The 20,044-nt window shown below is 66.4% G+C and carries 17 protein-coding genes; 6 read left to right on the plus strand and 11 right to left on the minus strand.

The features are described 5' to 3' along the window. Positions 1–3: 3 nt before the first annotated feature. Entirely contained in the window at positions 4–339 is a 336-nt protein-coding gene (locus tag CEY05_RS19300; protein WP_088597092.1) for an STAS domain-containing protein, read from the minus strand. A 292-nt stretch (positions 340–631) separates the two neighbouring features. Between CEY05_RS19300 and CEY05_RS19305 the strand changes: the two genes are divergently transcribed. Continuing rightward, the gene (locus CEY05_RS19305) at positions 632–1,018 is read left to right on the plus strand and encodes an ATP-binding protein (protein ID WP_233161597.1); all 387 of its coding nucleotides are present in this window, start codon (positions 632–634) and stop codon (positions 1,016–1,018) included. Between the two features lie 82 nt (positions 1,019–1,100). After that, positions 1,101–2,309, plus strand: coding sequence for an alanine racemase (alr, locus tag CEY05_RS19310; protein WP_088597094.1), 1,209 nt, complete (start codon positions 1,101–1,103; stop codon positions 2,307–2,309). Positions 2,310–2,396: 87 nt separating this feature from the next. Here the strand turns inward: alr and CEY05_RS19315 are convergent, their stop codons facing one another. Beyond that, on the minus strand, positions 2,397–5,006 hold the full coding sequence (locus CEY05_RS19315) for an MFS transporter (protein WP_088597095.1): 2,610 nt from the start codon (positions 5,004–5,006) through the stop codon (positions 2,397–2,399). Positions 5,007–5,191: 185 nt separating this feature from the next. On the opposite strand from CEY05_RS19315, the gene CEY05_RS19320 reads away from it, so the two are divergent. Beyond that, positions 5,192–7,222, plus strand: coding sequence for a SpoIIE family protein phosphatase (locus CEY05_RS19320; RefSeq protein ID WP_088597096.1), 2,031 nt, complete (start codon positions 5,192–5,194; stop codon positions 7,220–7,222). Continuing rightward, the gene (locus CEY05_RS19325) at positions 7,219–8,583 is read left to right on the plus strand and encodes an ABC transporter substrate-binding protein (protein ID WP_233161598.1); all 1,365 of its coding nucleotides are present in this window, start codon (positions 7,219–7,221) and stop codon (positions 8,581–8,583) included. Before CEY05_RS19320 ends, CEY05_RS19325 begins: the two co-directional genes overlap by 4 nt. Positions 8,584–8,650: 67 nt before the next feature. Here the strand turns inward: CEY05_RS19325 and CEY05_RS19330 are convergent, their stop codons facing one another. Genes CEY05_RS19330 through CEY05_RS19340 form a run of 3 tightly spaced genes read right to left on the minus strand, consistent with a single transcriptional unit; the run spans position 8,651 to position 11,620 of the window. After that, positions 8,651–10,135, minus strand: coding sequence for a glutamate-cysteine ligase family protein (locus tag CEY05_RS19330; protein ID WP_088597098.1), 1,485 nt, complete (start codon positions 10,133–10,135; stop codon positions 8,651–8,653). Between the two features lie 16 nt (positions 10,136–10,151). After that, positions 10,152–11,258 carry a tRNA 2-selenouridine(34) synthase MnmH gene (gene mnmH / locus CEY05_RS19335; RefSeq protein WP_088597099.1) on the minus strand — a complete coding sequence of 369 codons (1,107 nt, stop codon included), beginning with the start codon at positions 11,256–11,258 and terminating at the stop codon, positions 10,152–10,154. Then, positions 11,255–11,620, minus strand: coding sequence for a helix-turn-helix domain-containing protein (locus CEY05_RS19340; RefSeq protein WP_088597100.1), 366 nt, complete (start codon positions 11,618–11,620; stop codon positions 11,255–11,257). Before CEY05_RS19340 ends, mnmH begins: the two co-directional genes overlap by 4 nt. Before the next feature lie 229 nt (positions 11,621–11,849). On the opposite strand from CEY05_RS19340, the gene CEY05_RS19345 reads away from it, so the two are divergent. Next, positions 11,850–12,461 carry an NAD(P)-dependent oxidoreductase gene (locus CEY05_RS19345; protein ID WP_088597101.1) on the plus strand — a complete coding sequence of 204 codons (612 nt, stop codon included), beginning with the start codon at positions 11,850–11,852 and terminating at the stop codon, positions 12,459–12,461. Between the two features lie 164 nt (positions 12,462–12,625). Here CEY05_RS19345 and CEY05_RS19350 read toward each other — a convergent pair whose 3' ends face one another. Next, positions 12,626–13,111 carry a heme-binding protein gene (locus tag CEY05_RS19350; protein ID WP_088597102.1) on the minus strand — a complete coding sequence of 162 codons (486 nt, stop codon included), beginning with the start codon at positions 13,109–13,111 and terminating at the stop codon, positions 12,626–12,628. 100 nt (positions 13,112–13,211) lie between these two features. On the opposite strand from CEY05_RS19350, the gene CEY05_RS19355 reads away from it, so the two are divergent. Continuing rightward, positions 13,212–14,147, plus strand: coding sequence for a LysR family transcriptional regulator (locus tag CEY05_RS19355; RefSeq protein WP_088597103.1), 936 nt, complete (start codon positions 13,212–13,214; stop codon positions 14,145–14,147). Between the two features lie 23 nt (positions 14,148–14,170). Here CEY05_RS19355 and CEY05_RS19360 read toward each other — a convergent pair whose 3' ends face one another. From CEY05_RS19360 to CEY05_RS30995, 5 genes are all read right to left on the minus strand, one after another. Beyond that, positions 14,171–14,656: a hypothetical protein gene (locus tag CEY05_RS19360; protein ID WP_143220508.1), complete on the minus strand. Its 486-nt coding sequence runs from the start codon at positions 14,654–14,656 to the stop codon at positions 14,171–14,173. Positions 14,657–14,911: 255 nt separating this feature from the next. Next, positions 14,912–16,354 (minus strand): MmgE/PrpD family protein, encoded by a 1,443-nt coding sequence (locus CEY05_RS19365; RefSeq protein WP_088597105.1) that lies wholly within the window; start codon positions 16,352–16,354, stop codon positions 14,912–14,914. A 34-nt stretch (positions 16,355–16,388) separates the two neighbouring features. Further along, positions 16,389–17,477 carry a tripartite tricarboxylate transporter substrate binding protein gene (locus CEY05_RS19370; RefSeq protein ID WP_088597106.1) on the minus strand — a complete coding sequence of 363 codons (1,089 nt, stop codon included), beginning with the start codon at positions 17,475–17,477 and terminating at the stop codon, positions 16,389–16,391. 52 nt (positions 17,478–17,529) lie between these two features. Continuing rightward, on the minus strand, positions 17,530–18,945 hold the full coding sequence (locus tag CEY05_RS19375; RefSeq protein WP_088597107.1) for an MmgE/PrpD family protein: 1,416 nt from the start codon (positions 18,943–18,945) through the stop codon (positions 17,530–17,532). A gap of 271 nt (positions 18,946–19,216) precedes the next feature. Continuing rightward, positions 19,217–19,870 (minus strand): hypothetical protein, encoded by a 654-nt coding sequence (locus CEY05_RS30995; protein WP_143220510.1) that lies wholly within the window; start codon positions 19,868–19,870, stop codon positions 19,217–19,219. Between the last annotated feature and the right edge of the window lie 174 nt (positions 19,871–20,044).

Below are 20,044 nucleotides of genomic sequence, written 5' to 3' on the forward strand. Positions count from 1 at the left end.
GGTTCAGCCGAGGCGCGCCAGCGCGGCCGCGCGCGTATCCACCACGGTAAGGATGGCAAGGAAGCCGCTGATTTCAAAGACTTCGCTGACCTGGGGCTGGATCTGGCACAGGGCCAGGGCGCCGCCTTGTTGCTTGAGTTTTTTCGCCAGCAGCAGGATCACGCGCAGGCCGGCACTGGAAATGTAGTTCAAGCCGGCCAGGTCCAGCACCACCTTGCGTGCGCCATTTTCCAGGTGATCCAGCAGCTCGCCTTCGATGGCCGTGGCGTTGGCGCTATTGATTTGTCCCTGCAGCACGACGACCAGGGCGTCGCCTTCTTTTTCGGTTGCGAGAGTCATGGGGGCAGTTCCGGAATGAATACGTATGCGCAAGGGCGGACGCGTTGAATCGTTGCGGGAATATCGTGTCCGTGGCCGCGGGCCAGGAGCAGCGCCGGGGAAATAAAACGCTCGCATGATACGCGACTGGCGCTGCGGACGATACGTTGCCATCACGAAAATCACGCGCGTGGTGCATACTTCTGCCTAAGGAAAGGCACTCAGCCGAAAGACACTCATCCGCGCCACTATCACCGTCATGCCCGACGATACGCTATCCCTGCGACCTGAAGACGACCCGATAGGGCGCGCCATGCAATGGCTGGAAGGCATTGCCGATCGCAAGGACTGGACGCCGAAGGTACGTTTCGGCCTGACCCTGAGCGTGGATGAAGCGCTGACCAATATCGTGGCGTATGCGTTCACCCCGGCCGCGGCCGACGGGCCTTCCATCGAACCGGCCATCGACCTGGTTTGCGCGGACGACGGCCACGAGATCAAGGTGGTGATCGCCGACAACGGCCACGCTTTCGATCCTACCGGCCTGGAGATCGCCGACGCCGCGCTGACGCTGGACGAAGCGGAAGTAGGCGGCCATGGCTTGCGGCTGATGCGGCATTACCTCAAGTCCTTCCACTATCAACGCGACGGCGCGTGGAACCGCCTGACCCTGGTGCTGGATAACCCGCCGAAGATGTAAGCGCTCGAATTATTACAGTGCATTTAGTCGCATTTCGTATATATTCTGGAGCCCTTCCCCCGCCTATCCAGGTCCGCGCCGCATGGCTGAGCTCTCTGCGCTCCGACAATTTCGTCCCGGCCACCCCGATGCGGCCGCCAGCCTGCTCACGCGGGGCGCGGACGCGTCGCCCGGTGGCAGCGCCGCCAGCCCGCATCGTGTCTATGCCCGTGTCGATGCCGCCGCGGTGGCGCACAATCTGGCCTGCCTGCGTGGCCTGATGCAGGCCGCTGGGTCGGCGCCACGGATCTGGGCGACCGTGAAGACGGACGCGTATGGCCATGGCGTGGCGCGTGTCCTTGCCGGACTCGCGGATGCCGATGGCCTGGCGGTGGCGCAGCTAGGGGACGCGCAGGCTTGCCGCAAGGCCGGCTGGTCGGGGCCCGTCCTGGTGTACGGCGGCTTGCTTGATACGGACGATGTGCGCGATTTGTCGATGCCCGGCCTGCACCTGGTCATCTCGCAGCCGGGCCAGCTCGATCGCCTTGAACAGGAAAACGCGCTGCCTTTCCCCTTGTCGCTATGGCTGCGTTATGCCGGCGATCTCGGCATGAACGGCTTCGACGAACTCGCTTACCTCGACGCCTATCGGCGCTGCCAGGCCCTGGTGGAGCGCGGCATGGTGACGATGGTCGGCCATTTCCAGCACTACGGGCAGGGCGAGGATCCGGCCAGCGTGGCTCGCGCGAATACCCGCTTCGACGCGTTGACCGGCGGGCTGGCCGGTCCGCGCAGCGCGGGCAACTCCGCGTCGATCGTGCATCCCGCGGCGGCACGCATCGCGATGGATTGGGTGCGCCCCGGACTTGCGTTGTATGGGGCCAGCCCTTTGCCCGGCATCGATGGCAGCGCCCTGGGGTTGCGTGCGGCCATGTCGCTGCATTCACGCCTGTGCAGCGTGCGTGATGTCGCGGCCGGCGACCGTATTGGCTATGGCGGTGCCTTCGTCGCCCCGCGCGCGATGCGGGTCGGCCTGGTGGCCTGCGGTTATGGCGACGGCTATCCGCGGCATGCGCCCGCGGGTACTCCGGTCAATGTCGGCGGTGTGCGGGTGGAGAGTCTCGGCGTCGTTACGATGGACAGCCTGCTGGTCGATCTGGGCGCAGCGCCCGATGCCGAGGTCGGCACCCCCGTCACGCTATGGGGCAGCGAGGACTTGCCCGTGGAAGCCGTCGCCAGGCATGTCGGCACCATCGCCGCGGCCCTGCTGACGTCGCTGACACCGCGCGTCGTATTCGTCGACGCGTATTGAGCCAGGTCGCCTGCGGCGACGCCCGCTACGTTGAATGGCGTGCCAGGATCCGCAACGATCCGCCCGCATGGATCCTTACGTGCTGACCTACGCGCCCGATGTCCGTTGCACGCCACGGCCAGGCGCGAAGAACAGGAACAGCAGCGTGGCGACCAGGTAGACGCCGCCGGCGATCGCCAGGCTGGTGTTCATGCCCATGCTGCCGAACAGCGCGCCGACCATCAACGGCCCGGCCATCTGCCCCAGCTTGTCGGCGGCCCGCATCACACTGGTCGCGCCGGCCGCGCCGTAGTCCTGCACTCGTGGCAAGCCAAGCATGTAAGGCGATTGCGACGCGCCGGAGAAGCAGCTGGCGACCGCGAGCAGGAAGACGGCCAGCGTGGCGGCAGCCAGGCCGCCGCCGAAATACAGTCCTATCATTCCCGCGCTGCCGACCACGCCGCCCAGCACGATCCACGTCTTCTTGGCGTTCGAGCGATCCACCAGTCGGCCCATCAAGGGGCCGACATAGATCACGCACAGGCCATAGATCATCAGCACGCGGCCGATGCTGGACGCGGCCACGCCGGCATGTTCCAGGTAGAGCGGCAAGGCGAAGGACAGCAATCCCACCTGGGCGATGGAGAAGGGGATGACGCTACCCAGCAGCAACAGGCCGAAGTCGCGCGTGAAGACCAGGCGGGCCGTGCGCGTGAAGCCGGAACGCGTGGACGGAGCGGCTTGCGCCCGGGACGGGAGCGCGACGGCGGCGCCTGTAGCAACCGGCGTCGTCGCAATGGCCGGCGACCCTGCGGCCTTCTCCGCAACCTTCTGCTTGCCCATATATGGCCGCATCAGGGCCAGCACACCCAGCACCGGCATCAACAGCATGAAGGCGCTGATGCCGAACACCAGGCGGAAGCCCAATTGCTCCATCAACATGGCGCCTACCGCGGCACCGGTCAGATGGCCGGCGAACAGGCCGGCGATGACGGTGGTCATATTGCGCCCGCGATACTGCGGTGAACTGCGCGTCACGATGAAACCCTGCAGGCCCATCCACGTCAGGCCATAGCCCAGGCCCACCAGGCCGCGCGCACCCGCGAAGATGGGCAGGCTGCCCGCGCCCGCACACGCCAGCATGCCCAGGAAAGTCACGCCCAGGCCTGACAGCACCGGGAATTGCCAGCCGCGCCGGTCGGTCAGGCGTCCGGCCAGGAGCGCGGTCAGCAGGCCGCAGCCCATTTCCACCGAGATCGGCAGCGCCAGCAGCACATTGGGCGGCAGGTCGATCCAGCCTTCGGGGAGGGTGCGCGCGTACAGGGGCAGGAAGCTCAGCGGCATGGCCCAGGCGAACAGAAACCCGAACATGATGGGGCGGGCGATGCGGCCGATGTCGGAGGCGTCATCGGGGCCCACGCGCGTGCCGTCGGGCGCGACGCCGCGTGCCGCGAAGGCGCGGTTCATCAGCAGCGACAGCAGCAGCAACATTTCCATCGCCGCCACCAGGGCGACGGCGACGACCGTGATCGCATCGATCATGCGGCTGCGCACGCCGGCGCCCAGGACATCGGCGGACAGGCGCAGGACCAGATTGCCTTGGGTGGCTCCCTGGGTCGCTCCTTGTACAGGAGCCTGCGCCGTGTCCCGGCGCCCGGTCAGGGGCAATACCAGCGTCAAATCGTCGGCAACGGCATTGCCGCGTGCGGCGACGCCGGTGTCGCTGCCAACGTTGCCCCCAGCCAAGGGCAGCGGGCCGCGACTGTCGGCGCGATTCAGCAGGTGCCCGCCGGCATCGGTCAGGTCGATTTCGCGGATGGCGGGGAACGTGGCGGCAAGCCGCTGGAACGGCGCTTCGACGCCGCGCAGCTTGTCCACCGCGATGCCGTAGCCGATGATGCGGTCGAGGTCGGTTTGCAGGCCGCGCGCCAGCACCGCCACGTTTTCACGGGTGACCCGCAGCCAGCCTTCGCGGAAAGTCTGCACCGTGTACACCGCGTACACGCCCTGCGCCAACAGCAGGGCGACCAGCGGCACGACGAAGCGCGCGCGGCCGCCCGCGGCCAGCGTGGTCAAGGGCACCAGGAATTTGAATGCCGCGGCCAGCGCCACGCCGACCAGCGCGGTGACGGCCACCAGCACGGCCAGGCTGCGCCACATCAACGCGTGGGCCGCGGCAGCGTCGCGCACGGCGGAGACCACCAGCGCGCCGGCATTCGATTTGGCCGGGTCGGCGCTGGCCAGCGGCACCGCCAGGAGGACGCGGCCGCCACCACTGCTCAGCAGGGCGCCCGACGGACGGGCGGCGATGTCATGGGGCGTGGCTGCGCCGTCGTGCCGGAACAACGCCCGTGCGAGCGTGGCCGCGCCGGCAACGTCGCCCTGGCTGGCGACCGTGCTGCCGTCCGGCAGTAAAACCGCGATGCCGGCCAGATCGTCCGAGCCATGCGTACCGTCGCGCAGCAAGGCATCCATGCCGAAATATTGCGCCAGGGGCTTGCCCAGCCTCAGGCCGTTATCGATGTTCCCGGCCACACGCCGTGCCACCACTTCCACCCGGTCCGCCGTGGTGTCGGCGATCAGTCGATCCAGCGCGGCCAGGCTCAGCGCACCCATCAGCGTCTGGGCAAGCAGCAGAACCGCCAGGCAGGCGAGGGTGACTTCCAGGACGGGGCGGCGGCGCAGCCCGCCAAGGATACGCAGCAGTGGTTCGCGCATGACAAGTGGATGGCAATCGCGCGTTCACATCCGCCAATAGGGGCGAAAAGGCAATGCAGATCGTGAACTTACGCGCAGGACGGTAAAGCTATGATACAGGCAATTAAATATCGTTTTACACTTCTTAAGTTCTGTATCTTCAGCCTTAAGTTCTCTGTAACAGCGTTTTCTTTTTCGGCCCGAGCATGTTCTTGCGTTCCCTCCGCAGCAAGATTTTCCTGTTGGTCCTGGCCATCCTGGTGACAGTGGCGGCCTTCATCATGGTTGCCAGCCGCCGTGATGTGACGAATACCGTGGCTGCCGGTGAGCAACATGCCGTGCGCAACGTGCTGGAGTTGGTGCAGCACGACACCGAAGCGCGCTGGGGGGCCTTGTTCAACGACAAGATCAGTACCGTGCGCAATGGCCGGCGCCAGTTGCTGCAGACCGGTGCCACCGTGGCGTCCGTGCTGGACAGCTATGCGCGCATGGGGGCCACCGGCGTGGTCAGCAACGATGCCGCCAAGGAGATGGCGCGTTCCTGGATCAACCAGCTGCATTTCGACGGGCACCGTTATGCCTTCGTCTACGACGCCGGCGGCCACGTGCTGGCCAGCGGCGCGCCGGAGATGATCGGCCAGGACCTGGGCGGCGTGCTCGACCTGAAGGGCCGCCCGCTGGCGCGCGCCTTGTATGACGAGAGCCGCACGTCGGGCAATGGCTTCGCCATCTACCGCTGGCCGACGCCGGATGGCCTGCGCGAAAGCCGCTATGCCTATTTCGGCTATTTCCGCGCCTGGGATTGGGTGATCGCCATCAGCGACAGCGTGCAGGACATCACCGAGCAGGTGGAACGGCGCCGCACTGAAATGAAGGCCGCGCTGCGCGAGACGCTGTCGCGGCTGACGCTGGCACGCAGCGGTTTCCTGTTCATCGTGGCCAACGATGGCGAACTGGTGGTGGCGCCGCCGCGCCCGGCGATGGCCTTGCTCGGCTCGAAGGACGTGACCGCGGCGAACACCGAGGGCCCGCTTGCGGCGGGCCAGGGCCGCAGCTTGCGTTCGCGCCTGACTGACGTTCGCAGCGCGGGCGAGCCGGAGGTGCTGCAGGCGCGGCTGAACGGCGCCTGGCATATCGAGGCGGTACATTTCCAACCTTTGGGCTGGACCCTGGCCGCCGCCGTGCCGGAGAGCGACTTCGCCGAACCCGCCCGCGCGCTGTTGAATCGGCAGGCGCTGATTTTCGCGGGGACGATGTTGTTGGGGCTGTTGTGCGCGTGGCCGGTGGCCGCCCGTATCGCGCGGCCTTTGCAGCAGTTGGCGCGTTATGCCCGCGCGCTGCCGCGCCAGGACCTGAGGGCACCGCCCGAGGTGCCCGCGCATATCGCCCAGTTGCCGCAGCGGCTGCACGATGAAGTGGGGCGGCTGGCGGATGCCTTCCTGGTCATGGATCATCGCTTGCGCGAAAACGTCGCGCGGTTGATGAACGAAACCACCCGGCGGGAACGTTTCGAGAGCGAACTCAATATTGCGCGCGACATCCAGCTGGGGCTGCTGCCCTTGCCGCTGGAATCGGGCGTGCTGGCGCGTGCCGACCTGCATGCCGTGATGAAGCCGGCCAAGGAAGTGGGCGGCGATCTCTACGATTACTTCACGCTGCCGGATGGCCGCCTGTGCTTCGCCATTGGCGATGTCTCGGACAAGGGCGTGCCCGCCGCGCTGTTCATGGGGATCACTCGTACGCTGATCCGCGCCACCGCCGAAGACGAAAGCGATCCGGCGCGCATCATGGCGCGGGTCAACAACCGGCTGGCCGAAAACAATCCCAATGTGATGTTCGTCACGTTGGTGATCGGCGTGCTCGACCTGGATACGGGCGACCTGCAGTATGCCAATGCCGGCCATCCGCCTCCGCTGGTGGTGGGCGCCGACGGCAAGCTGCGCGTGCTGCCGGGGCGCAGCGGGCCGGCCTGCGGCGTGCAGGAAGACCTGGTGTACACGAGCCTGTCGGGCCATCTGGCCAGCGGCGATACGCTGATCGGCTACACCGACGGGGTGACCGACGCCAGCGATCCCACCGAAGTCCTTTACGGTGAGGCACGCCTGTTGTCCACCGTGGCGCGCGCGGGCTTGCCCGCCGCCACTCTGGCCCAGTGCCTGCTGGATGATCTGCAGGTTCACTCCGCCGGAGCCGAACAATCCGATGACATCACGCTGATCGTGATCCGCCGCCCATGATGAACTGCCTCCACCGATTATTTGCGTCATTGGCCGTGGCGCTGCCCCTGGCGGCCGTGCCCTGCGGCGCGGTCCGCGCGCAGGACACCACGCCGGCACCTGGCGCGCCCGCCACGCCCGCACCCGCTTCGACCGCCGCGCCTGCTTCGAGCGCCGCGCCCGCTTCGACCGCCGCACCCGCTTCGAGCGCCGCACCCGCTTCGAGCGCCGCGCCCGCTTCGACCACCGCACCCGCCACGCCCGCCGTGCAGCCCACGCCGGCTGCCGACCCGGCGGCGCAGCTTGCGCCGGCCGTGGCGCGTGTTTTTCCCACCACGCCCAAGCGCCGTCTTGACGGCCGCAAATGGCGCATCGGCTATTTCGAAAGCGGCGACTACACCGAGTATCCCCGTACCCTGCGCGTGATCGTGGCCGGCCTGCAGCAGCTGGGCTGGGTGACAGTGGCGGACATGCCCGAAGGCCTCAGCGGCCATCAGATGTGGCAGTTCCTGGCCGACCACGCCAAGAGCGACACGCTGGAGTTCGTCGCCGACGCCTGGTGGCAGCCGGGCAATTTCGAGACCAGCAAGCGTCCCGCCGTGCGCCAGGCCATCACGGATCGCCTGCGCGGCAAGCACGACATCGACCTGATCATCGCGATGGGCACGCTGGCCGGCCAGGACATGGCCACGCTGGGCGCGCCCGTGCCGACCATCGTCGCATCCACCAGCGACGCCGTCGGTGCGCGCATCGTCAAGAGCGTGCAGGACAGCGGCCTGGACAATCTGCATGCGCGGGTGCAGCCGGAACGCTATCAGCGCCAGGTGCGCCTGTTCCACGACATCGTACCGTTCAAGACCTTGGGCATCGTCTACGAGAACAGCCCCGAAGGCCGCACCTATGGCGCCGTCGACGCGGTGGAGCAGGTGGCCAAGGAGCAGCAATTCAAGGTGGTGAGTTGCGACGCGCGGGCCAACGGTATCGAACTGAAGGCGGCGACGGAGAACGTGCTGGAGTGCTATCGGCAGATCGCCGGCAAGGCCGATGCGATCTATGTGACCGTGCATCGCGGCATCACGCCGGAGAGCGTCGGCGAGGTGGCGCGCATCGTGCGCGATGCCAAGGTGCCAAGCTTCTCGATGCTGGGTTCCGACGAGGTGAAGAAGGGCGTCCTGATGAGCCTGGCGCAGGCGGACTATTCCTACGTCGGCCTGTTCTACGCCGAGACCATGGCGCGGATTTTCAACGGCGCGCTGCCGCGCCAGTTGAACCAGGTGTGGATCGATCCGGCCAAGATCGCGCTGAACCTGCAGACGGCGCGCAACATAGGTTTCGATCCTCCGGTGGACATCCTGCTGGCGGCCGACGAGGTCTACGAATAAGCGAGGGCTGGGGCCGCCCCGCGCGACCTGACGCGTCCTGCGTGGCTCAACCCGCCCTGCAGGCTCACTACAGGCTTAACACACGCTCGGGATAGATGGCTGCCAGGCGTGTCGCGGCATCGCCTTGTTCCCCTTGCCATAGCGACAGCAGCCGATCGGCGCCCGTGCTGCGGGACGCCAGCACGTAGCGCGCATAGCCCAGCCACTGACGATCGGCGTCGCCATGCAGCCCCGCCGCGGCGACGGCCAGCGTGTCGGCGGCCAGTTGGCGCACCACGCCGTCGTCCAATGCGGCATCGATGGCGGCGCCGCGCAGCCGGCGCAAGTTCATCCAGCCGTACTCGCGCACCAGGGTCTCCGCTTCCGCCAGATTGCGCATCAGCCCCAGCTGCAAGGCCGAGGGCGCCAGCGGCGCGGTGAAGGCGATGGCGTCACCCGCCAGGCGCCGCAGTTGCCGGTCCGGAAACACCGCGGAGGGCACGCGCCCCTCAATGTAGCCATCCACCCCCAGGCCTTCGTAAAGCGACTCGATGCCGCCCGGCCGGCGCCATTGCGCCAGCAGCTCCGGCAGCGGGCAATGGCTGGCCAGCTTGTAGCGAAAGCGCGCATCGAGGAAGTTGGAGAACTGGGCGTACTCGAAATGCGCGGTATGCGGCGCCAGGATGACGGGCTCACGGTTGTCCGCGCGCCGGCCCGGCCACGACGGCGCGCGCAGGAACTGGACCAGCGACGGATTGCCGTCGAGAAACACGGTGCTGCCATGCTTGTAGCCGGACGCGCTGCCCAGGGGCAGCGAACGGGCGGGTGTATCGCCTTCGAACATCCAGCGGAAATAGTCGCCCAGGTCTTCGAAGGGACGATCCGGCATGCGGTGCAGCCTCAGGTCGCAGGCGAAGCGGGCGTAGCGGAACATGCGGTCCCACATGGTCATGCGGTTGTCCTTGTGGCCGGTGACGCGGCCGCATTCCAGCGGACTGTTGGCGAACAGCGCGATGAAGGCCGGCGCCAGGGCCGTGATGACGTTGACCGCGCGCGCCGCGTCGTGCACCGGCACCGACGTGCAGGGGCTGTTCTGCGCCTTGGCGTCGATGCCCACCCGGTGCAGCCATCCGCGATACCCCACGACATCGTCGTAGATGGGCCGTGGCACGCGCATGGCGGCGTAGTAGCCGGGATCCAGCGTCGCGGCGGGGTGTTCGCCAACGTTCAGGATGGCAGCGTCCTCCTCGGCCAGCGCCTGCTGTACGTCACGCAATTCCGTGTAGACCGCGGTGGCCAGGCGGTCCAGGCCACCCGGGCCGCCCTGGACCGGATGCAAGGCGCTTTCCAGCAGGTTGAAGCCGTTGTCCAGGCCGCTATCGGCCAGCGTGCCGCAAGCGCTGACCACCCGGCCCGCCAGGCTGGCGAGCGTCATCGCTTCGCCACGGTCGGCCCGCAGGCGTGCCAGGGATGCGGGGTAGGCCGCCACGGCATGGCTGGCGCCGCTGCCACGGCGCACCACCACCATCTCCATTTCGAGCCCCAGTTTCTGTCCAGCCGTACCGCTGTTCATCCTTGCCATCCGTAAGTCATCGCAGTCGTTGCTGCTGAAGATAGTCCAGGACCGCGCCTTCGTCGCCGGTGAAGATGATGCGGTCCGCCTTGCTTTGGCGCTGATGGCGGTACATGGGGTCGTAATAGCCCGTGAGCAGGCTTTCTATCCACGCACGGTGCCCTTCCACATCGCCGCTGCGGGCCTGCTCCGCCAGCGCGGCGTCCATGATCGCCGCCAACTGCTGGTGACGCAAACCGCCCAGCCGCTTCTGGATCTTGTCCAGGCTTTGCCGCAGCCGCTGCGCGAACAGTTCGCGCCCGCTGTCCTCGCCGTGCGCGGCAATGAATTCCTGGCACAGGTTCACGACGTAGTCGCGCAGGATGCGCTGCACGCGGCGCTCCAGCGTGTCTTCCAGCCAGATCAGGGGATAGCGCTGCATCCCTCGATGCAATTCGACCGGCAGGCTGCAGGACCCGATGGCCTGGCCCTCGTCTTCCACCACGAAACGCTGGTGGCCGGCATGGCGCTTTCGAAGGATGTCGATGGCCAGGCCGTTTTCGAAGTCGATCTGCGCGGGTTGGCCGGTGACCCGTTTGCCAAAGCTGGAGCCGCGATGATGCGCGTGGCCCTCCAGGTCCAGGCCATGATCCAGCTGCACCAGCACGTCCGTCTTGCCGGTGCCCGTCATGCCGCCCAGCACCGTGAAGGCGCATTCGTCCACGGCGCGGTCCAGCGTGTCCAGCAGGAAGCCGCGCAGGGCCTTGTAGCCGCCGATCACGCGCGGATAGGCGATGCCGGCTTCCTCGCGCAGCCAGGTCTGCACGATTTGCGAACGCAGGCCGCCACGGAAACAGTAGAGGTAGCCGTCGGGATGGCGGCGGGCAAAGTCCGCCCAGGCCGCCAGGCGCTCTGCCTTGACCTGGCCGCTGACCAATTGGTGGCCCAAGGCGATGGCCGCGGCTTCCCCCTGCCGGGTGTAGCAGGTGCCGACCTTCTGCCGCTCGCTGTCGGTCATCAGCGGCAGGTTTACCGTGTGCGGAAACGCACCCTTGTTGAATTCGATGGGCGCGCGGGCGTCCATCATGGCGACGTCCTGGAGGAAGATGTCGCGGTAGTTGTCGGTGTCGGCGCGGGTGTTCATGCGGCGGCAGTGTAGCGCCCACGTGCCAGGACGATGTCTTTGTGGTTGCTGTCGGCCCAGCGCACCAAGCCCTTCATCGGCACCAGGAAGGAACGGCCCAGGTCCGTCAGCGTGTATTCCACCCGCGGCGGCACTTCCGCGTAGACGCGGCGGTGCACGAAGCCGTCCTGCTCCAGTTGCTTGAGTGTGCGCGACAGCATCTGCTTGGAGATATCGCCGATGTCGCGCATCAATTCATTGAAGCGCCGGGTGCCGTTTTCGAGTCCGATGAGCACCAGCAGGCTCCATTGGTCGCCGATGCGGTCGAGGACGTCGCGGATGGGGCAGGGCTGTTCGAAGGCGAAATATTCTTGCGGGATCATAGGGAAGAACTGCGTGGCGATTTGCGTGGAGCGCGGCGGAAAGAACGGGCTGGGCGTCAGCGTCCATGAAAATACCCGGTGAAGTTCCCGGGGCATGGTCACGCGGGGCTGACCAGGGCCCGTCGGCGTGACTTCTTGTGGAGCCGCAACGTCTTACTTAAGATGCAAGGCGTTGGCTTGGTCTGTATTTTAGACCTTGTCCCGTTTGAGAACTTTTGGAGATTTGCTCATGGCTAATGTCGCCCTCATCGGCGCCTCCGGCAATGCCGGCGCGCGCATACTCAAGGAACTGTCCGACCGTGGCCACAGCGTCACCGCCATCGCGCGCAACCCGGACAAAATCGCCAAATTGCCCAAGGTGACGGCCAAGCGTGGTGATGTTTCCGACAAGGATGGTCTGGCGGCGCTGTTGCGCGGCCATGACGCGGTGATCAGTTCGGTGCATTTCACCGCCAGCGATCCGCAAGTGTTGATCGACGCCGTGCGTGCGTCGGGTGTGAAGCGCTATCTGGTGGTGGGTGGCGCCGGCAGTCTGGAGATCGCGCCGGGCAAGCGCCTGGTGGACCAGCCGGATTTTCCGGCGGCTTACAAGGTCGAGGCCACCAAGGGTGGGGAGTTCCTCGAACTGCTCAAGGGTGTGCAGGATCTTGAGTGGACCTTCCTGTCACCGTCGGCCATGTTCATTCCCGGCGAGCGCACCGGCAAATTCCGCCTGGGCACCGACCAGTTGCTGGCCGGCGAGCATGGATCGAGCATCAGCTTCGAGGACTACGCGATCGCCCTGGTCGACGAAATAGAAACCCCGGCCCACATACGCCGGCGCTTCACGGTCGGATATTGAGATAACGATAGTCGGCCCGATCAGCGGCGCAGTGGATTTCGTCCCCGTAAACATGCTCCCCCGGTAAACCGGGGGAGCATTTGAGTTTTTAAAGGAGATCAGCCGCTGCAAGCATGCGGCTCCTGTCCGGCGCGGGGCTGGGGCCGCAGCGGGGCACCCGCGGCTTATTGCAGCGCGGCCACGCCCGCCTGGGCGATTTCTTCGTCATGCTGCGGCGTGTCGGCCGATACGCCGATGGCGCCAACCACCTGGCCATTGACGGTCAGCGGCAGCCCGCCCCGCATCAGCACGAACCCGCGCGCGGTTGCCGCCGCGGGACGGCTGCCGTTGATGGCATCCTCCAGCGCGCCGCTGGGACGGCGGAACAGGGCGGCGGTGCGGGCCTTGCCCGGTGCCAGTTCGACGCCGGCCGGCACGGCCGCATTGTCCATGCGCACCAACAGAATGGGCGCGCCGGCGGCATCCACTACGGAAATCACACAAGGCCAGCCGCCGGCCTGCGCCTTGGCCTGTGCGGCGGCCAGCACCTGCTGGGCGGCAGCCAGGTTGAGGACGGACTGGGTGGGCAGCTTGGGCGGCGCGGCGTGCGCGGCGGCGGCGATGCCCAGGCCAAGCGTGAGGGCGGCGGTATAGCGGGTAAGGCGATTCATTGCAGACTCCTGATGCTGCGAAAAACGAAGCTCCATTTCAGCATCGAGTAAATTCGTGTTCAATAAAGAAGACTGGCTTCTTTATTTAGAAAAACCGAATATGGAAATTCGCCACCTGCGTGCTTTCGTGGTCGTCGCGCGTGAACTGCACTTCGCCCGCGCCGCTGAACTATTGGGCGTCTCCGCCCCCACCCTGACCGTGCAGATCCAGGAGCTGGAGCGCGCCGTGCAGGCGCGCCTGCTGCAACGGACCAAGCGCTCCGTGGCCTTGACGCCGGCCGGCGTAACCTTCCTGGCGGAAAGCGAGGCGGCGCTGGCGCAATTCGATCATGCGGTCGACGTGGGCCGGCGGGCGGGGCGCGGCGAGGTGGGCGCGATCGCGCTGGGGTATGTGGGTTCCGCCGCCTACTCGGGCGTGCTGCAGGACCAGACGCGGCGCTTCCTGGCTCGGTGGCCGGATGTGGAGATCCGCGCGCGTGAACTGCCGATGGACGAACTGCCCAGCCTGCTGGAAGAGGGCAAGGTGGACGTGGCCATCGTGCGCACGCCGGTGAACCTGCCGGCCAGCCTGTCCAGCCGGGTGCTGGCCCGGGACCGCTTCTGCCTGGCCTTGCCGCAGGATCATGTGCTGGCGCGCGGCCCCGGGCCGGTGCTGGCGCGGTCGCTGGCGGGCGAGTCTTTCGTGGTGCCGGAGCAGGATTCCGGCTTGCAGGAAGTGGCGCGGCGCGGGCGCTTCACGCCGCATATCAGCGCGGTACCGGGCTCCCTGCTGGCGGTGCTGACGCAGGTTTCCGTGGGGGCCAGCGTGGCGGTGGTGCCCAGCGTGTTGCGGCAGGTGATCGCGCTGCCGCACGTGGTGTACCGCGACATCGCGGGCGCCATCATTCCTTCACAGGTGGCGGCCATCTACCGCCGCCATGAACGTGCTCCGGGAGTACGGCGATTCGTCGCGCAGATCCTGGAAACGCCCGAGCCGGCGGCGCATCCCAAGCCCTGGCCGGCAGACCAGGTCCCTGGCAGCGGACAAGGCCGGTAGCAGCCGAGCTTTGTGGCGGAGGACTACGCCCGCGGCAGCAGGCTGACTTCCAGTTTGCCCGTGCCCGAGGACAGCCGTTGGGCGATCTGCTTCATCTTCGCTTCGGTCAGGCCGTGTTCGCCGATGCCCGGCGACACGGTCATGGCGCCGCTATCGATGGCACCGCGGATCACCACGGTAGTCAGCACCTCGCCATCGGCGCGCAGGATCATGCTGCGGCCCACGTTGGTGCTGGTCAATTGCGCGAAGGCCTTGCGCGATTCGGATGTCAGGCGGATGTCCAGCACGGATTGCTGGTTGTCCTTGTCGTCGCGCAGTTCCACATGCGACAGGCCCAGGACCAGGGGCGCGGAAGACAGCTGCGCCACGGTCTCGGGTTCACAGACCTTGCCCCTGGATGCGTGCCTGACCGTCATCAGCGAGGGCTGATCGGTCAGGCAGTTGGGAACCGCCTGGAACGCCTGCGCCGTGGGCAGCCAAGCCGCGGCGCACAGGAGCAATGCCGCCATGGCGCCGGATTTCACAGGCCGCATTGAAAGCCGCGCCGCAGGTTGCAGGGAATGATGCGGGATGCCTTGCTTGCCATTGCTGGTCGCGCGCATAGCCAAGGGCCTCGTGGGTAGTGAGCTTGCTGCATTCTACCGGGCGAGGGCCCCCTTTGCCTGGTAACTTTAGGCAAAGGGGTTTTCCGAAATCATCATCGGAACGTGCCAGCATCGACCTCGCACGCGCGCCGCTGCGGCGCGCGGGCGCCGTTCCCGCTCTTATTTCATATACAGCTTGCGCAGCGCCCGCACGTCCTTCACCTGGTCGATATTCCATAGCGTGTCGAGCAGCTCCAGGGAGCGCTTCTTGCCCAGCACGGGCGCCAGCAGGTCGATGGCCTTTTCGTTTTCCTCGGCGGGCGTCAGCGGATTCTCGAAGCTGCCCTTGGACGCCATGGTCTGGCCGTGCAGCACGCGGCCGTCCTTCAGGTGCACCTCCATCACGCAGCGCCAGCGCCGTTGCACGTCGGTCAGCGCGGGATCGCCCACCGCGTGCACCCGGGCACGCATCTTCAGGACGCGCGGATCCTTCATGCGCTCGAAGTCGTGCGCCGATTTGAACGTCAGCTTGCGGTCCAGCAGCATGACGGCCAGCAGATGCTGCACCGAAATATCCGGCATCGGCCGGTCGTTGACGATCTCCAGCTCCTTGTCCGGCATATTGGCGATGACCTTCTCCACGTCATCGGCCTTGAATCCATGCTCGGCCATCAGGTCGTTGAGGACGTGCATGGGGCCCTGGATGGGGCCGCCGATGGGCCAGCGCTTGATCGACGCGCGCAGCATCTCATAGTTCTTGCCAAGGTCGCGCGACAGGTCTTCGCGATCGAATTCCTCCGGCGCGAACGTGTAGAAGAAATCCCGTTCGCCGGAGAAGATGTCTTCCACGCCGGTCCAGCCGCAGGCTGCCATCATGGCCGCCTGCAGGCCGTTGTGCGCCGGCATGCCGCCCATCGCATAGGCTTTCTCGATGTGCTCGGGGTCGCGGAACATGGTGTAGAGGCCCGCCGTCTGCTGGCCCGTATAGGACAGCATGTAGCGCACTTGCACGGGCGTGAGCTCCAGCAGCGCACCGGCCGCGGCGGCCGCCCCGAACAACTGGCCGGTGGCGCCGGCGTGGTGGCCGGAGCGCAGATAGGGCATGGGCTTGAGCGTCAGCAGCATGCGGGCGCAGACGTCGTAGCCCAGCACGACGGCGCGCAGCAGCTTTTCGCCGCTCATGCGGCCGCGCTCGGCGATGGCCAGGGCGGACGGGACCACGCTGGTGCCCGGGTGGGTCAAGGACGGCGGATGCGTGTCATCGGTTTCGTCGGCATGGCCGAACATGCCGTTGGCCAGCGCCGCGTTCTGCACGGTGGTGACCAGGCGCGTGCCGATCACCCCGGCCTCTTCGCGCCCACCCAAGGGTTTCACGTATTCGATGGCCTTCTTGCCGGGCAGCAGGCGCGAGCCGGAGATCATGGCGGCGAAGGTGTCGACCAGGTGCAGGCGCGCGCGCTCGGCGACCTTGCGCGGCAGCGGCCGGCCGGCCGCGCTGGAGATGTACCGGCTCAGGTTGCGCATGACCGGCGAGACCTCGCCGCTGGGCGATTTGCCGCCGGAGGATTTGCCGCTGCCGGCGTTGCGGGTCTGCGCATTCTTCGTGGTTTGCTTCTTCTGCATTTTGCTCAAGGTCCTGTGGCGTGCGTGCGCGGCATCATTCCGCGTGGATGTTCATCTTGTGGATAAGGTCCGACCAGGTGGCCGATTCGGTCTTGATCAGGTCGGCGAATTCCGCCGGCGTGTCGATGCTCAGTTCCAGGCCCTGCTTGGCCATGGCTTCGCGCACTTCGGGCATCTGCACCACTTTCTGCGACGCGGCCGCCAGCTTGTCGACGATGGCGTCGGGCGTGCCCTTGGGCACCAGGAAACCGTACCAGGACGTCACGTTGAAGCTCTTCAGCCCCAGTTGATCCAGCGTGGGCAGGTCCGGCGCCACGTCGGAACGCTTCAGTCCAGTGACGGCCAGCGCGCGCAGTTTGCCTTCCTTCACGTGGGGCATGACGGCGGACACGCTGCCGAACATCAGCTGCGCCTGGCCGCTGAGCAGGCCGATCGTGGCCGGGCCGCCGCCTTTGTAGGGGATGTGGGTGATGTCGGCGCCGGTGCGCGCCTTGAATAGTTCGCCGGCCAGATGCAGCGGACTGCCGGGCCCGCTGGACGAGTAATTGAGCTGGCCGGGCTTGGCCTTGGACAGGTTGACCAGGTCCTGCACGCTATGCACGGGTAGCGTGGGATTGACCACCAGCACGTATTGCGCCGACGCCAGCAGGGTGACCGGCTTGAAGTCGCGCTGCACGTCGAAGGGCAGGTTGCGGTACATCGACGGGTTCATGGTCAGCGCGGTGTTGAAACCCATCAGCACCGTGTAGCCATCCGGCTCGGCCTTGGCCACGATGTCGGTGGCGATGTTGCCGGCGGCGCCGGCGCGGTTGTCGACCACGATGGACTGGCCCAGCAAGGCGCCCAGCTTGGGCGCCATGATGCGGGCCAGGGTGTCGGTACCGCCGCCCGGCGGGAAAGGCAGCACCAGGCGGATGGGGCGTGCGGGCCAATGGGCGGGGTCATCGGCGGCGTGCGCGGGGGAGGGGGCGAATGCGCCCAGCGCCAGTGCCGCCGCCACGGCAGCGGCCGTGGTCAGCGCGGCTGACGTGGCAGGCAGGCGCGGCGCCGTGCCGGCCTCGGCCGGCTGCCTGCGTGCGCGACGCATCATCCTGTGTAGCGCTGGAAGAATGCTGGTTTGCATGATGGTTGTCTCCTCGATTTCTTATTCATCGGCGTCTTGTCGCGACGGCCGCCTAGCTGTTCGCCGCCGTCAAGGCCCGGGTGATCTCCCGGACATCGCCGACATCCTCCAGGCGGCGGACCAGGGCAATGGCGTGTTCCGCCTTCTCCATGGGCCAATGGCTGAATTCCGCGCACTCCCGGAACTTGTCGGCCACTTCGTCCTCGGACATGGGATTGGCCTTGTTGCCCTTGCCGGCGTCCACGCGACCGCCATGGCGCCGGCCGTCCTTCATCTCGATTTCCACGTGCGACGTGACGATGGTGTGCCGTTCGCGCGTGGCTTCTTCCGGCGAGTAGGTGGTGTATTCGACCTTGGCGATGGTGTCCTGCACGTCGGGCCGCATGACGTACTCGTCATGGAACTGGTTCAAGCCGCATTTGCGTTCCAGCAGCAGGGCGGCCAGGCAAAACTCCAGGCTGAACTTGGCCTGCAGTTCCGTCTTGGGTTGGTGATGCAGCAGGGTGTGGTGGATGTTCTGGCTGGTCTTCACGCGTATCCGTGCTACGTCCGCCGGCTGGATGTCGTGTTGCCGTACCAGCTCCAGCATCTTGGTCATGGCCGGATGGCCCAGGCTGCCGGTCGGGAAGGCCTTGAGCCAGATGCCGCGGTCGACGAAGGACCAGGGCCGCCCCAGCTTGTCGACCAGGCGCGCGGCCTCGTAACCGCCGCCCAGGGCCTGGAAAAAGCCGCGTTTGGCTTCCAGGATGATGGGCGATGCCGTGAACCCCTTGCGCTGCAGGTCGGCGGCGACGATGCCCACTTCGGCCGAGCGGCCGGCGTGGAAAGGCTTGACCGTGGTGCCGAAGTTTTCCTGCAGCCCGCCGGCCTGGCTGGCGGCGATGCCCAGTGTGGTGGCGACTTCGTTGGCGCCCATGCCGTACAGGCGGGCCACGGCGGCGGCCGCGCCCAGCATGCCGCAAGTCGCGGTGGCGTGGAAGCCGTGCAGGATGTGATTGACGTGGGTGGCGTCGAACAGGCGGCAGGCCACTTCCACGCCAACCTGGTACGCCAGCAGGACGTCGCGGCCGCTGGCGCCGCGCGCTTCACCGGCGGCCAGTACCGCGGACAGCACTGGCGCGGTGGGATGCACGCCCTGGTAGCGGCCCGTTTCGGCCTGCAGGGTGTCGTCATAGTCATCGGCGTGCATGGCGGTGCCATTGGCCAGCGCGGCGAAACGCGGCGCCAGTTTTTGCGCGGTGCCGATGACGGTGGCCGGGCCGGTGCAGCCCAGGTCCTGCAGATAGCCGGTGAGCGCTTTTCCCGGTTGGGAAATGGCGCCGGGCAAGGCCACGCCCAGGGCGTCGAGGATGGCTTTCTTGCCTAGCTGCTGGACGTCCTCGGGGATGTCCTTTTCCTGCGTGTCCACCACGAATGCCGCCACGTAGCGGGTCAACGCCGGGGCGTCGGCGGTGCCTGTCGTCGTCATGCTCAGTCTCCAGTTTCTTGTCCGCGCCCTTTGGGGGAGAGGGCGCGTTGCGCTTTGGTATGCGCGAAGAATGAAGAACGGCGACAGCCGTGTAAAGTGCAAAAATTGGAAGGATTGATGCGTTGAACGCATCGAGAGATGATCTGGGGATGGCCCGTGTCATCCTGCACCGCAGCAGCTGATTTGTCCCTTTAATAGAACAAAGATGGCGAGTGCCAATGGCGATGCGGTAGAGCGGGTGTCGCCCCGTTCTACCGCGCTGCGGTGAGGGTCAGTGGAGCGTTTGCGGTGCTGCCAGCGCGGTAGCTTCCGAGCTGGAATACGTTGGCAGCGGCAGGTAGTCCTTCGTTCGCTCGCAAATACCTTCGGCAATCTTGATCAGGTCGCCTTTGACTCCCAGGTACTCTGGTTGGTAAATCAGCCCGCACAGTCGGGAGTAGAAGACTTTCAGATCTTCCTTGGCGGTCCAGGCTTCACGCATGTTTGCGATCTCGGTGTCGATGTCGTAAGGGCTTGTGGCCCGATTTACGCGAGATACGTCGATCTGCGCTTGCAGACGTTCGTTGTGCATCAACTTTTGTTGCGCGAAAGACTCTATGACGAGGGGCAATTGCTCGATTTCGTGATGCTCCGTGGCTTCCGCATACATGACCCTATTGCTTTTCTTGATGCCTTCCAGCTCGCTACCGTCGAGTTCGGATGGGGCTGCCCGTCTCTTCGACGCGGCGGCTTGGGGGCTGCCTAAATCGATGTCGGCCCCGCTTTGCTGAGACGGCACGCGGGGGTTGCCGGCATTGGTGGATGAGACAGCGGGTTCGAGCAACGGGCCGGTGCTGGCGTCGATGGCTGCGGGAGACGATGTCGATGTTGCGTTCGCCGGGTCCAGGGGAGCGGGCTGCGATCGAGGGCCGATATCGAGGGGCATTAGGCGTCCTTCTTGAAGGGGTCGAGATGTGCGAGGGGCTGCCGCAATGGCTGCTGCGGGCTACCGTTACATCAGCGCAATGACGATTGCGATGGTGGGTTGGTAGCGATGCCGGCACAGTCGTTCCGCCGGGGGACGCGATCGAACTTCGCGAATTTCTGACGCTGCGCCCTG

Source organism: Achromobacter sp. HZ34, assembly GCF_002209485.1.
Classification (GTDB): domain Bacteria; phylum Pseudomonadota; class Gammaproteobacteria; order Burkholderiales; family Burkholderiaceae_B; genus Bordetella_C.

Excerpts from the sequence above, each read along its gene's own strand:
- mnmH (WP_088597099.1), bottom strand. The coding sequence starts at position 11,258 with ATGAACACCCGCGCCGACACCGACAACTACCGCGACATCTTCCTCCAG.
- CEY05_RS19300 (WP_088597092.1), bottom strand. The coding sequence starts at position 339 with ATGACTCTCGCAACCGAAAAAGAAGGCGACGCCCTGGTCGTCGTGCTG.
- alr (WP_088597094.1), top strand. The coding sequence starts at position 1,101 with ATGGCTGAGCTCTCTGCGCTCCGACAATTTCGTCCCGGCCACCCCGAT.
- CEY05_RS19360 (WP_143220508.1), bottom strand. The coding sequence starts at position 14,656 with ATGGCGGCATTGCTCCTGTGCGCCGCGGCTTGGCTGCCCACGGCGCAG.
- CEY05_RS19365 (WP_088597105.1), bottom strand. The coding sequence starts at position 16,354 with ATGCAGAAGAAGCAAACCACGAAGAATGCGCAGACCCGCAACGCCGGC.
- CEY05_RS19340 (WP_088597100.1), bottom strand. The coding sequence starts at position 11,620 with ATGATCCCGCAAGAATATTTCGCCTTCGAACAGCCCTGCCCCATCCGC.
- CEY05_RS19325 (WP_233161598.1), top strand. The coding sequence starts at position 7,219 with ATGATGAACTGCCTCCACCGATTATTTGCGTCATTGGCCGTGGCGCTG.
- CEY05_RS19345 (WP_088597101.1), top strand. The coding sequence starts at position 11,850 with ATGGCTAATGTCGCCCTCATCGGCGCCTCCGGCAATGCCGGCGCGCGC.
- CEY05_RS30995 (WP_143220510.1), bottom strand. The coding sequence starts at position 19,870 with ATGCCCCTCGATATCGGCCCTCGATCGCAGCCCGCTCCCCTGGACCCG.
- CEY05_RS19305 (WP_233161597.1), top strand. The coding sequence starts at position 632 with ATGCAATGGCTGGAAGGCATTGCCGATCGCAAGGACTGGACGCCGAAG.
- CEY05_RS19350 (WP_088597102.1), bottom strand. The coding sequence starts at position 13,111 with ATGAATCGCCTTACCCGCTATACCGCCGCCCTCACGCTTGGCCTGGGC.
- CEY05_RS19355 (WP_088597103.1), top strand. The coding sequence starts at position 13,212 with ATGGAAATTCGCCACCTGCGTGCTTTCGTGGTCGTCGCGCGTGAACTG.
- CEY05_RS19375 (WP_088597107.1), bottom strand. The coding sequence starts at position 18,945 with ATGACGACGACAGGCACCGCCGACGCCCCGGCGTTGACCCGCTACGTG.
- CEY05_RS19370 (WP_088597106.1), bottom strand. The coding sequence starts at position 17,477 with ATGCAAACCAGCATTCTTCCAGCGCTACACAGGATGATGCGTCGCGCA.
- CEY05_RS19320 (WP_088597096.1), top strand. The coding sequence starts at position 5,192 with ATGTTCTTGCGTTCCCTCCGCAGCAAGATTTTCCTGTTGGTCCTGGCC.
- CEY05_RS19330 (WP_088597098.1), bottom strand. The coding sequence starts at position 10,135 with ATGAACAGCGGTACGGCTGGACAGAAACTGGGGCTCGAAATGGAGATG.
- CEY05_RS19315 (WP_088597095.1), bottom strand. The coding sequence starts at position 5,006 with ATGCGCGAACCACTGCTGCGTATCCTTGGCGGGCTGCGCCGCCGCCCC.